Origin of the sequence: Rhizobium sp. 'Codium 1', from assembly GCF_020889605.1 — a bacterium.
Taxonomy (GTDB): domain Bacteria; phylum Pseudomonadota; class Alphaproteobacteria; order Rhizobiales; family Rhizobiaceae; genus Allorhizobium; species Allorhizobium algae.
In genome coordinates, this window is record NZ_JAJGPW010000004.1 from 182,466 (window position 1) to 195,452 (window position 12,987).

A 12,987-nucleotide genomic window follows, 5' to 3' on the forward strand; every position below is an offset into this window, starting at 1 on the left:
CGCTACAGGAACGCGACCCGCGCCTCCTCCTGCAGCCCTGGAAACACGGAGCTGCGCAAGGCAGATCCTGAAATCCCGAACTGGCTCGCCAGGATCGCCGCTGCGATATGTCGGACATCCCCGGTCGGCATCAGGTCGCGGCCATCCAGAAGGTCACTGCCGTCCAGTCCCGGAAAGCGTCCATAGACCTTGCCGCCCCGGATCGCGCCGCCGGCAATGATGGCACAGCCGCCGGTACCGTGATCGGTCCCGCCACTTGCATTCTCATGCGCGCTTCGGCCGAATTCCGTCACGGCCAGCACCGCAGTCTGCGCCCAGGCGGCCTCGCCCAGGCTTTCCCGGAGCGTCGTGATCGCCCCCGAGAGGATCCTGGCCGCCGGCTGGAATTGCGCTTTCTGATTCACATGCGTGTCCCAGCCGTTGATCGAGAAGCTGGCGATCCTGTACTTGTCACGCAACATCGTGCCGGCCAGTTTGGCCGCCGCAGCACCATGCCGATCCTCCACGGCCTCGCCGCGCAGGAGGTCGGTGAACGCGTCTACTCCCACGGCGTCGCTCAGGGCCTTGGTATAGGCCGGATCGTTCCTGTAAAGCCGCGCCAGCATCTGCAACTCGTCGTCCGCCAGCGCAATGTCGGACCGGGGTGCCCAGACGTCTGCCGGGTTCGGCCCCGAAAGGATCATCTCGGGCGTCACGGAAACATCGATTGCCGGCGCCGGATTCCTGGTCAGCGTCAACACCCGATTGAGCCAGCCGCCTTCGCTGCCCCTTTGCGCAGAGCCACCGCCTTCCAGCATATCCTGACCGTCGAAATGGCTTCGGCCGTCGCGATAGGGCGTCGAGACGGCATGCACGAAACCCAGTTCGCCGCGCCGATAGAGGGGTTCGAGAGCAGCCGCGGCCGGATGAAGCCCGAAACGACCATCGAGATCGATCAGCCCCGTGTCCGGTGTCAGACCCAGCTTCGGTCTGAGCTGCCGGAAGGCGAGATCACCGTATGGCTGCACAAGATCCAGCCCGTCCATCGCCCCGCGCAACACGATGGTCACAAAGCGGCTGTCGCCCGGCACGGCAGCCAGGCTGACGGGGCTGAGGATCGGCGCTGCTGCCAGACTGCAGGCAGCACCGATCAGCCCGCGACGCGAAATCAAAATCCGATCAGTCATCTTCTTCATCTCCGGTTGAATTCGGGGGACACCAGCGTCGCGAGCAGCCCGGCTTCGCGGTTGGGAGCCTGGTTCACCACTGCGATCGTATCGGCGCGCGCCACCTCATCGAGTGTCGCCTGCAGGAAATCACGCGGATCGAGGGATTTGCCGCCCCGGGCGATAATGCGGCGTGCAAAGGCAATGCGTTGGGCGAGTTGGCCAGGCCCGCCCCAATAGCCCGAGCCGTCATCGAAACCGGCAGCATTGCTGGCGCGCCACAGCGGTTGCCCGAGTGCGTCCAGCGTCGCGACCGAGAGTTGACCAAGGCCGCGGGCCGCCCCGGCGCGGGCACCGGCATCGGCCATCATGTCACTCTCGCCGTCCGGATCGTCTGCGTCGTTCGTATTGAGCAACTGCGCCCGATTGAAACCGAATGCCTTCAAGCTGGACACGACATAATCCAGCGGCATCTTGGTTTTTCCCGCAGATGCAGTCCAGGCGGCTGGATGCTCCAGCATCGCGGCATAGACCGACGAAAGATCGCCATGGGTCTCCCTCCATCGAAGCGCCATTTTCTCCACCAGATCGTGGGGTGGCTGATCGCCGATGAAGTGTTCGGCGAGCCTTGACGAAACGTGGCGGGCGGTACGCGGATCATCGGCCAGCACCGAAAGGATCGTTCTTGCATCATCAAGAGAGCCTTCACGGCCATACCGCTGACCGAGGATTGCGAACGAGCCAGGTTCCGCTACCCGCGGATTGAAGACAGTCTCGATGGTCGTGGGAGCCAGAGTCACGCCCGTCAGCATCAGGGCCAGCGCTTGCACATCGGCCTGGCTGTATCCAGAGCCAGCACCGAGCGTATGCAGTTCCATCACTTCGCGGGCGAAATTCTCGTTTGCCGCCTCACCACCCTGCCGTTTGCCGCGTCGGGAACCCGGACCGACCGATTTCGCCTGATCGAGAAATATGACCATGGCCGGATGCAATGAGGCCGAGGTCAGAAGATCCCGAAAGGAGCCCGCGAGATGGGGACGGATCGCCTCGGCCTCGTAGAGCGGCACCAGCAGCCGCATGACCGGCGATTTCGATGCACTCACCGTGAAATGGTTGATCCAGAACGAGGCGAGACGCTCGTGAAAAGCATAAGGTGACAGAACGGCCTGGGTGACGCGCAGCACGGAATCCCGGCGAAAGCGCTTCTGCACCTCCCGCCGCAACACCTTGATGGCATCGTCCTCGGCCCCACCTGTCCCGACCGCCCTACGCTCGGCGCGGGCAGCTTTTTCGCGAGATGCAAAATCAATCAGCGCATCACGGCGCCCTTGCACGCCCTCGAGCGGAAACAAGGGAGGCACCGCAGCGGCCCGATCCAGCTCCGAGATCAAGTCGTCGGGTCGGAAGTAGGGAGCGGTTTGAGGTCCGAGACCATAGCCGAAACGGATGGCCGAAATGCCCGCGCTGAAGCCCGTCATGCAACAACCTTTCAAAAATTACCACTTTGTAATTATTGAATTTTATCGCAATTATGGGGTCAAAATGAGGCTGGCCTGTTTTAGCAGAACCGGCACGCAGGCAAGCCGATCAGCCTCGAAACACGAAGGCAGCGCCTGCCGCGATCAGGGCAAAGCCGATCGCGTGATTGATCGTCAGGCTCTCCTTCAGGAAGAAGACCGAGAAACCGGTAAAGACGATCAGCGTGATCACCTCTTGCATCGTCTTCAATTGCGCGGCCGAATAGACCTCGGCACCAATGCGATTGGCCGGCACAGCGAGACAATATTCAAAGAAGGCGATCCCCCAACTGGCGACGATGGCGATCCACAGCGCCGACGTTTTGTATTTGAGATGGCCGTACCAGGCGAAGGCCATGAAGATATTGGACAGCGACAGAAGCAGGATTGGCCAGAGAGCGGCGGGAGATAAGCTCGGCATGCAGAACTCGCGGGTGGGAGTGAGGTGGCGGAACGGTCGGCAAGTGACCGAATCTCGCCCCGCACAGCCTAGCAAAATGCAGGGATCATGGCGCTGCCAGGTCTTGCGCACCCCGCATGCAAGCATCTCACCCGCCACCACAACCTGAGGGACACTCACGAATGACGGGCAATGGTCGGATTTTCATCCTGCACGGGCGGATCCGTTGCCCAAAGGCCCCATGAAAAGTCGCGGATCATTTCTAGTTAAATTGCGCGAAGACGACGTAACATACCATTAAGTCGCTCATGTTATTGAGTAATTATTGAGATTGGTATGGGCTTTGATCTATGTGGTTGAGTGAGAACCGAAGCGGCGAGATGATACCTGAAGTGCTGCAAGCCAAGGTGGCGGACGTCGCCGATGGATACCGCTCGACCCTGACACTCAACCTGATCACCCTCTCCGTCTGCATCTTGATCCTCTATCTGCAGAACCAGGTGAATTGGGCCAGTCTGGCCTGGTACGGCACAGCGCTCGCCATCGTGGCTGGCCGTGCCTACTCAATGAAAGCGCTCACACGCCGAAACCTTCTCGTCACCGCCCCGAAATTCACCCTGACGATCCTGTCATTCGGCGCACTCGCGCTCGGAACCACCTGGGCAGCCCTGCCTTGGGTGGTCACCGACTTCGCCCCCCTCGGGCAGCACGCATCGCTCCTGCTGATCATGGGCGGCATGGCCACCGGATCGGTCGTCAAGCAGATCGGCAACACCCCCCTTGCACTCAATTACGCGATCCCGATCCTCGTTTCCCTCATGCTCAGCTTGATCGGGACGGGCCGCGCCAACGAAGTGCTCATGGGTTTCTGCCTGTCGCTGATGATCCTGGTCTTCATCCGCCGCAGCCTCTGGGCGGAACGCATGTTCGTCAACAGCCAGGTCGCGCGCCACGAGGCGACGGCGCTTGCCGACAGCCTGACACGGGCCAACAGTGACATCTTGCGCCAGAACACCCGTCTCGAAGCCTTGGCCAATCGCGACACGCTGACCGGACTGGCCAATCGGGTCTTCTTTCACGGCCGTCTGGCCGGGGACATCGCCCGCGCACGGGTCGTGGACGAAGACGTCGCCTTGCTGATCTTCGACGTCGAGCGTTTCCAGTCGGTCAATGATACGCTCGGACACAGCGCCGGCGATGCGCTGCTCCGGCAGATTGCCACGCGACTGTCCTCCACTGTCGTGGACGGCAGCCTGATTGCGCGTCTCGGCGGCGACGAATTCGCCGTTATCGTCAGCGGTCCGGACGCGCTCAGCCGCGCCCGCACCCATGCGGCCTCCGTGCTGGAAGCAAGCCGCCAGCCGATCCAATGGCATCAGCGCCAGGCCGTTGTCGGCCTGAGCGTCGGCCTTGCGGCCTATCCCGAGCATGCCAGCGATGCCGAGGAACTGCTCGCCTGCGCCGACATGGCGCTTTACGATGCCAAGCGCAACGACCGCCGGCAGCTGCGCGAATTCGATCCGGACCTGCGCAGGAATGCCGAGCGCCGGCGGATCATCGAACAGGATCTCGAGCGCGCCATCCAGACAGGGGCGATCGGAGCCTGGTTCCAGCCCCAGGTCGATCTCGTCACACGCCGCATCACCGGCTTCGAGGCGCTTGTCCGCTGGCAGCATCCGCAGCTGGGCTTTGTCTCGCCGCCCGAAATCGTCAATGCGGCCCGGGCCGTGCATCTCTCCGAACAGTTCACCGCCCGGATCGCCCGCGACGCCTGCCTCCTCGTCCGCCGCCTGCCGGAACTCGGCCTCCCCGATGTCACCGTCGCCCTCAACGTCTCGCCGCGGGAATTCGCGCTTTATTCCGTCGCCTGCATGCTGCATCGCGTGACGACGGAACACGGCGTCAGTCCCGCGTCGCTGGAGATCGAGATCACGGAAGAGACGATCCTCGACCCGGCCCTCGCCGACGCCCAGCTGAAGCTGATGGAAGAAGCCGGCTACAAGCTCGCCGTTGACGACTTCGGCATGGGTCATTCCTCGCTGGCCTATCTGATCGGCCTCAAGGTCGATCGCCTGAAGATCGACCGCAGCTTCGTCAACGATGTCGCCCGCAGCGAAACAAACCAGAAGCTGATCTCGACCATGGTCAGCCTCGGCCAGTCCCTCTCGCTCGAAATCGTCGTCGAAGGCGTCGAGACCCCCGAAGATGCCGCCATCCTGGCCCGCCTCGGCTGCGGCACGGCCCAGGGCTACCTCTTCGCCCGCCCCATGCCACCAAGCGCCCTCGACACCTGGATCGCCAACCACCAGACCACTTCCAATCTGAAGCGCAAGAGCAAGTCGAAGCATCTGTCGGTGGCGTGACAGTCGGCGCTCGGCGGCCCCAGCCTCAGCCTTAGCTTCGCGGGAGACGAGACGCGGCGTTTCGCAGTCCTGATCTGACATTCAGGACGGCTGACACCCGTTCCTCCTGCCACCATGCTGGCAACAACCCCTGCCCCCCGTTGCGTTTTTGTTCTGATTATCCGGGCCTCGCCTCTTCCCTTTGCCGGCGCCCTTCTCCATATTCCGGCCATGGCCAAGTCTCCCAAATCCTCCGCCCCCTCTGATCGTTTCGAGGAAGCTCCGCAAGCGCCGTTCGAAGGCGCGCCCCTGTCGGGATCCGTTTCCGACTGGGTGAAGCAATTGGAGGCGGAAGCCGAGGCGTCGACCGTCGAGAGCCAGCGCGAACTCGCCTCCAAGGCCGGCAAGCATCGCAAGAAGATCGAGATCGAGGCCCGCCGCCATGCGGAGAAGGTGGCGCTGGAAAAGGCGACGACCAAACCCACCGCCAAGAACACCACGTCGACCAAAACCTCCCGGGGCGTCTCGATCGGCGCCTCTTCCGATCCCAAGACCCGCGCCGCCGCCGGCCTCAATCCGATCGCCGGCATGGACGTCTCCCTCGAGGAAGCCGAATCCCTGGCCCCCGGCGCCGTCACCGCCACGGTCGAGGCCCTGACCGCCCTGATCGAAAGCGGCAATCCGCTGTTCAAGAACGGCGAACTCTGGATGCCGCACCGCCCGGCCCGGCCGCAAAAGTCCGAAGGCGGCGTGACCATCCGCATGGCCTCCGATTTCGAGCCCGCCGGCGACCAGCCGACCGCCATCAAGGACCTGGTCGAGGGCCTGAAGAATGATGACCGCACCCAGGTCCTGCTCGGCGTCACCGGCTCCGGCAAGACCTTCACCATGGCCAAGGTGATCGAGGCGACGCAACGCCCGGCCGTCATCCTGGCGCCCAACAAGACGCTGGCTGCCCAGCTCTATTCCGAGTTCAAGAACTTCTTCCCCGACAATGCGGTGGAATATTTCGTCTCCTATTACGACTACTACCAGCCGGAAGCCTATGTGCCGCGCTCGGACACCTTCATCGAGAAGGAATCCTCGATCAACGAACAGATCGACCGCATGCGCCACGCCGCCACCCGCGCCATCCTCGAGCGCGACGACTGCATCATCGTCGCCTCCGTCTCCTGCATCTATGGTATCGGCTCGGTCGAAACCTACACCGCCATGACCTTCCAGATGTCGGTCGGCGACCGCATCGACCAGCGCCAGCTCTTGGCCGACCTCGTCGCCCAGCAGTACAAGCGCCAGGACATCAATTTCGTCCGCGGCTCCTTCCGCGTGCGTGGCGACACGATCGAACTCTTCCCCGCCCACCTGGAGGATGCCGCCTGGCGCATCACCCTCTTCGGCGACGAGATCGAGAGCATCACCGAATTCGACCCCTTGACCGGCAAGAAGACCGGCGAGATGAAGTCGGTGAAGATCTACGCCAACAGCCACTATGTCACGCCACGCCCGGCCTTGAACGGCGCGATCAAGGCGATCAAGGACGAGCTGAAGATGCGACTCGCCGAGCTCGAAAAGGGCGGCCGCCTGCTCGAAGCCCAGCGCCTGGAACAGCGCACCCGCTACGACATCGAAATGCTCGAAGCCACCGGCTCCTGCGCCGGCATCGAGAACTATTCGCGCTACCTCACCGGCCGCAAGCCCGGCGAGCCGCCGCCGACGCTGTTCGAATACATTCCCGACAACGCGCTCCTCTTCATCGACGAAAGCCACGTCTCCGTCTCCCAGATCGGCGGCATGTATCGCGGCGACTTCCGCCGCAAGGCGACGCTGGCCGAATACGGCTTCCGCCTGCCCTCCTGCATGGACAACCGGCCGCTGCGCTTCGAGGAATGGGACGCCATGCGCCCCCAGACCGTCGCCGTCTCCGCCACCCCCGGCAATTGGGAAATGGAAGAAGCCGGCGGCGTCTTCGCCGAACAGGTCATCCGACCCACAGGCCTCATCGACCCGCCGGTCGAGATCCGCCCGGCCAAGTCCCAGGTCGACGACGTGCTCGGCGAAATCCGCGAGACCGCGCAAAAGGGCTACCGCACCCTCGTCACCGTGCTCACCAAGCGCATGGCCGAAGATCTCACCGAATACCTGCATGAACAGGGTGTGCGCGTCCGCTACATGCATTCCGACATCGACACGCTGGAGCGCATCGAGATCATCCGCGACCTCCGCCTCGGCGCCTTCGACGTGCTCGTCGGCATCAACCTGCTGCGCGAAGGCCTCGACATTCCCGAATGCGGCTTCGTCGCCATCCTCGATGCCGACAAGGAAGGTTTTTTGCGCTCGGAAACGTCCCTTGTTCAGACGATTGGTCGTGCGGCCCGAAACGTCGACGGCAAGGTCATCCTCTATGCCGACCAGATCACCGGCTCCATGCAGCGCGCCATGGACGAAACGTCCCGCCGCCGCGAAAAGCAGATGGCCTACAACACCGAACACGGCATCACGCCAGAGTCCGTCAAGGCCCGCATCTCCGACATCCTCGATAGCGTCTACGAGCGCGACCACGTCCGCGCCGACATTTCAGGCGTCTCCGGCAAGGGGTTTGCCGATGGCGGCCACCTCGTCGGCAACAATCTCCAGGCCCATCTCAACGCGCTGGAAAAAGACATGCGCAACGCCGCCGCCGACCTCGACTTCGAAAAGGCCGCCCGTCTGCGCGACGAAATCAAACGCCTCAAGGCCGTCGAACTCGCCGCCATGGACGACCCGATCGCCAAGCAGGAGGCGTCGAGCGCCGAAGGCGCGAGAGGGAAAAACTTGGCGCCGCCCCCTCCATCGTCATCCTCGGGCTTGACCCGAGGACCCACAACCGACGGCGACACCCAACCCCGCATCTCCCCCTCAGGCCGCAACAAGTCGGGCGCCCCGGAAGGCAAGGGCAGCTATTTCTCCAAACCCCATATCGACGACATGGGCCCCGGCACCGACGGCGCCGTGCCCATGCCGAAATCCGGCCCGGAAAGCTCCCATTTCCGCAAGAACACCAGCGCGGATGCCCTGCCCGGCGAAGCCGGACAGGAGAGCGAATCCGCGCCATTGGGAAAAAGCTATTTTCGTAAAAATAGCTTGGACGAGATGACCGTCGGCCGCACCGAAAAACCGGTGACCGGCAAGCTGCCGGAAAAGCCGGAGGCCCCTCCTTCTCCCCGTTCACGGGGAGAAGTTGCCCGAAGGGCGGATGAGGGGCAGTCCGACGACCCCCGCCCCATCATCCGCGCCCGCTCCGGCGCCGGCTCCTACGAGGATCCGATGGATCAGAAGCGCAAGGGCCGAACGAAGGGCAAGACGGGGCGACCGGGGCGCTAGGCCACCTCCCCCCTTGCGGCGGAGAGTGGAATTTCAGCATCTTAGCGCAGCTAAGTGCTAGAAATTCCAAGAGAGGGGCATCAACGGACACCATGCAAGACCTCGCAAACCTGCTCCCCGATATCCTTAGTTACATGACCGCCGGCTGGCGCAGCCGCTCCTGCAGCGTGAGGTGGCTAGTGCGGGGTGGGACGGTAGCGCTGGTCGTCGCGCTGGCATGGCTGCTGTGGCTGAAGTAGCCGGTCAGGCGCCCAAGATGATCGAACAGAAACTGGGGCACGTATTTCGTGTATTCGCGCGGTTGGAGGCGGCCGGAGGTGACAATATGATGCTAGGGTAACGCTAGGAGCGACGGCGGCAGGGGGATCCAGTGGAAGAAGCTGAGAATTCTAGAAAATTGAACAGATTGGCATACCAAGTCGAAGCGGAGCAGCGATTACTCTCGTCTGTAGATGATGTATTCGCAGAGCCCCCGGTGGATTTCATAGGAAATCACGGCATGGCAGGGGCAGAAGCCGCCATACAAAAACAACAAGTGTTGCGCGCTGAGCTTATAAGAATCGCAAGACAATGCCTTACCGAAGGAGGCTGGCTGGTGAGTGGCAGCCGTGCGTTAGACGAACTAACCGCATACTTTGATTCGTCTCCCTCCTTGCTGCGAGCGTTCAATGTCGCCCACTCAACCGGAATGGATGCGCAGGTTTACGGACCATGTCCGTTCATACTCGACGATAAGGTATCTTCGTTAAAGAAGCTGATTAGCGATTCAGAGTTGATTGGACGCAGTCAAAACGAATTAGGTGGATACATTCTCGCTAACCTACTTCATAAATACTCTCCAGTAGTCGGAAGAAACGCTCCCGACCTCCAAGACCTGTCCGCAATTATGTCCTTGGGAATGTCATGGATAGCGCTGCGCAAAATTTCTTATGCTCAACGACAAGCAAAAGATCACGATGCAGAGGAAAAGCAAGTCTTAGAATTGCAGCAGCAAGTGGCCCGGTACGCGGATGATGCAGGAAAAGTCCACTCGCAGTATATGCAAATATCAGACGGGATGGCTAAACTCGCGGAGCAGCCTAAGTATATCTCTGACGAAATTCGTATTTATCGGGATGAGGCCAACAATGCAATATCCGCTTTAAAAGAACAAATAGGAATGAATGAGACAAAGAAGCTCTGGTCTACTCAAGAAACAAAAGGGTCACGTGCTTATTTTTCTTCTTTAATGCTGATATTAGCGCTGCTGATAGGCGCTCCGATTGCTGTGTGGATGAACAAGAGCTATTTAATAGAATACATATCGAACATCGAAAGAGCATTTCTGCTCTCTGGGGAATTTTCGCCAGGATTTGCAGCTGTAGGGGTAGCGAGCCGACTGCTACTCATCACAGCCCCTTTGGCACTTCTCATCTGGGCAATAAGGCTGCTTGTCAGATTCAACATCCGATCAATGCTGCTGATGGATGACGCGTCCCAACGAGTTACCATGCTCAACACATATCTCTTTCTGGTGGATAAGGGTGCGGCAACGATTCAAGATCGCGGGGCACTGCTTGAGGCCATGTTTAGGCGTGCCCCTGGGCACGGACCGGAAACCATCGAGCCACCGAACTTAACAGATGTAATGAAGTACGGCGAAACAATGCGCGAGAACCCGCGGTAGCGTTGTAAGTTCTTCATCCTGACTTTGTTAGCGGCGGTTCCTAGTCAGCCTCGTTTCTCCCCACCTCCCCCCATGCGGGGGAGGACGGAAAATCGAAGGCTTAGGCGCGCGCAAGCCGCCTAAACTTCAGATTTTCCTGGAGAGAGGCACGGTTCCATAGGCATCGACATCACCGAGCCCCTCTTTTACGAAATCTGAGGTATGGCCCTGATCTGGCCAATTCCTCGATTTCGCTTTCTCCCCCGCAAGGGGGGACATGGCCCCGCCCCCACCTGTGTTTGGATCCTCGGGTCAAGCCCGAGGATGACTACCTCTAGAGAGAGATGAGGGTATCCTCCTCAGGCGTCGTGCAATGAAGACAGTCGCGGAGGATACCAATCGCCCACCTCACACTCCGTCATCCTCGGGCTTGACCCGAGGATCCAAACACAAGCCTTCCGAGGCCAGACATTCCAGCCCGACCGCCCCAATTCCCGAAAAAAGGGGGACGCCCCGCAGCGTTTCTCTAACAAAATCAGACCCCGACACATTTTTTCATCCCCCACCATTTCCACCCCATTACCCTAGTCCCCGTCCCGCCCTCGGATACACCTGACGATGCGATGTCAGGCGAGGCGGGGCCGGCGCCGGGGGCGAGCACTCTCGCAGGTGCAAATCCCCGGCCCGCTGCAACGGTCTCCCTCCGGACGAGGGGCTGAGGTGACGGGGTCGGATGCCCCAACACCGGATACCCTGATCGGAAGGACGTGCCTCAGAGGCACACAGACAAGGCGCCAGCGCTGTCGCGAACATCCAGACAGCGGGGCGAAACAAACGGCGGGGATGAGCGCCGGGCCGCAAATGGCCAGACGATCTCCCCCGGGCGAGGGTCCCGGTCGGATTGGTGCACCATCCGGCGGGAACCTCCCGGGCCACCGGCCAGGCTGAAGTGTCATCTCACGGTGATGCCGCAGCCGGACCCGCGCCCGGTCATTCCTCGGTCATCCTCGGGCCTGACCCGAGGACCGAAGACCGTCGCCGCCTTGCCAGAGAGACGCATGCAGCGGGAATAGACGCCGAACGGGGCGCCGGAAGGAGCCACATAAAACACCTTAGACAGGTTGCTTCTGGCGCCTCGTCCGACCCTCGGGTTCAACCCGAGGAAAGCATGCCCCACCCGGAGGGAGTTGATCCCGACCGGCGGCGAAGCTTTGGCTGTCATTTCCCCCGCAAGGGGGGAGATAGCCGCGCAAACTTCCCTCTTTCGCCAAGTCCCGAAACACCTCACGACAAGGAGACCGACATGCCAGACCCGACAACCACAGATGACCCCACGGCCGAACCGCTGGAGCTGCGCCTGCTGCGCGACATCCTTGCCGAACACGGCACCCCCCTCATCTGCCGGCGGCGCCAATGCCGGCGCAACCGGCATTGCAGCGGCCGGGCGCAACGCGCGGATCCGCCGCTGGCATCAGGCGAGTGCCTGCCGCCCTGCGTGGCACACGCCAGGCCGAGAGAGCGCCTGGAGATCCAAACCCTGGCCGGCCAATTGCGCCCGCATGTCAGCCCCAGCACCGAACCCCGCCAATGGCCCGAAGACAAGCAGGCAGTCTCCCAGCTTCGCCTGGCACTGGCCATGATCCACCGCATCCACACCCGCCCCGGTCTGCACCCCGAAGACGAACGGACAGCGCTTGCCGACTGGCAGGCCACCGACCCCGACCGCCAAGTCTCCGCCCTCTACCGCCGCACCTGGCGCCACGGCAAACCGGGCAAACGCCCCTCCGCCAATAAGGGCACCGCGCCATGAAGCCGCGCGCAAGTGAGGAGGCCAGTGATGGGAAAAGTGAGGGAGCCGACCCTATTCCGCCGCCTTCGGCAGATCCTCGGCCTCGATTTCGACCGGCAGAGGCTCCAGTTCGTAGGAATAGCCCTCGAGCATGGAATAGGCCCGCTCGATCGCGCCGATCTGCACTTCCGACGCCTTGATCGCATCGGTGATCGATTGCGCCCGCGCCCTCAGCATCGAGCCGAGCACGTCGGTATCGGGCCGCCGGCCGAGCCGGTCGAGATGTTTGCGCACCCGCGCCCGGTGGCGCTCCAGCTCGAGAATGTGGAAGCGGCATTTGAGAATGTCGTCGGTGAGCTTGCGCCGCAGGCCCGCGACCGGATCGAAACTGCCGGGCTCCCGCTCGTCGAGGATCATGTCGTTGATCAGCGTCTCCAGCACCATCAGCCCCTTGAGGTCGGTGGGCTCGGCCAGCTGCGGATCATAACCTGTATCGTCGAAGACGCGGCGGCGCACGGGATCCTTCAGCAGGTCGTAGCAGGCAGAGATTTTGGCAAAGGCCTCGGCATCGCCGCCGGCATCCGGATGGGCGGTCTTGACCACCTTGCGATAGGCCGCCTTGACGGCCGCATCGTCGGCATCCCGGGCCACGCCCAGGAGCTCGTAAGGGTCGATCACTGCGGCACCCGTCTTCGCCATACTCATTCACTCCCGCGCCCAGCCACCTCTCCCCTAAACCCGGATGGCGGCTGCTTCAAGACGGAACACGCCGTCGTCCCCGGTCGAAAC

General features: G+C 62.0%; 8 protein-coding genes. 4 read left to right on the plus strand and 4 right to left on the minus strand.

What is annotated here, in order from left to right; genetic code table 11:
• Positions 1-2: 2 nt before the first annotated feature.
• The 3 genes from LJE98_RS12475 to LJE98_RS12485 form a co-directional block, all read right to left on the minus strand.
• Complete coding sequence (locus tag LJE98_RS12475) at positions 3-1,175, minus strand: DUF1501 domain-containing protein (protein ID WP_229575541.1); 1,173 nt, start codon at positions 1,173-1,175, stop codon at positions 3-5.
• The gene (locus LJE98_RS12480) at positions 1,172-2,623 is read right to left on the minus strand and encodes a DUF1800 domain-containing protein (RefSeq protein ID WP_229575542.1); all 1,452 of its coding nucleotides are present in this window, start codon (positions 2,621-2,623) and stop codon (positions 1,172-1,174) included. Before LJE98_RS12480 ends, LJE98_RS12475 begins: the two co-directional genes overlap by 4 nt.
• A 109-nt stretch (positions 2,624-2,732) precedes the next feature.
• Positions 2,733-3,083, minus strand: coding sequence for a DMT family protein (locus LJE98_RS12485; protein WP_229575543.1), 351 nt, complete (start codon positions 3,081-3,083; stop codon positions 2,733-2,735).
• 359 nt (positions 3,084-3,442) lie between these two features.
• Between LJE98_RS12485 and LJE98_RS12490 the strand changes: the two genes are divergently transcribed.
• The 4 genes from LJE98_RS12490 to LJE98_RS12505 all read left to right on the plus strand — a co-directional run bounded on the left by LJE98_RS12490 (position 3,443) and on the right by LJE98_RS12505 (position 12,219).
• A complete protein-coding gene (locus LJE98_RS12490) occupies positions 3,443-5,425 on the plus strand; it encodes a putative bifunctional diguanylate cyclase/phosphodiesterase (RefSeq protein ID WP_229575544.1) in 1,983 nt (660 codons plus the stop codon).
• A 210-nt stretch (positions 5,426-5,635) separates the two neighbouring features.
• A complete protein-coding gene (uvrB, locus tag LJE98_RS12495; RefSeq protein WP_229575545.1) occupies positions 5,636-8,764 on the plus strand; it encodes an excinuclease ABC subunit UvrB in 3,129 nt (1,042 codons plus the stop codon).
• Positions 8,765-9,134: 370 nt separating this feature from the next.
• Complete coding sequence (locus LJE98_RS20235) at positions 9,135-10,430, plus strand: DUF6161 domain-containing protein (RefSeq protein WP_229575546.1); 1,296 nt, start codon at positions 9,135-9,137, stop codon at positions 10,428-10,430.
• 1,282 nt (positions 10,431-11,712) lie between these two features.
• On the plus strand, positions 11,713-12,219 hold the full coding sequence (locus tag LJE98_RS12505) for a hypothetical protein (RefSeq protein WP_229575547.1): 507 nt from the start codon (positions 11,713-11,715) through the stop codon (positions 12,217-12,219).
• A gap of 51 nt (positions 12,220-12,270) precedes the next feature.
• On the opposite strand, the gene LJE98_RS12510 is transcribed toward LJE98_RS12505, so the two are convergent.
• Positions 12,271-12,897: a DnaJ domain-containing protein gene (locus LJE98_RS12510; RefSeq protein WP_229575548.1), complete on the minus strand. Its 627-nt coding sequence runs from the start codon at positions 12,895-12,897 to the stop codon at positions 12,271-12,273.
• Positions 12,898-12,987 lie beyond the last annotated feature (90 nt).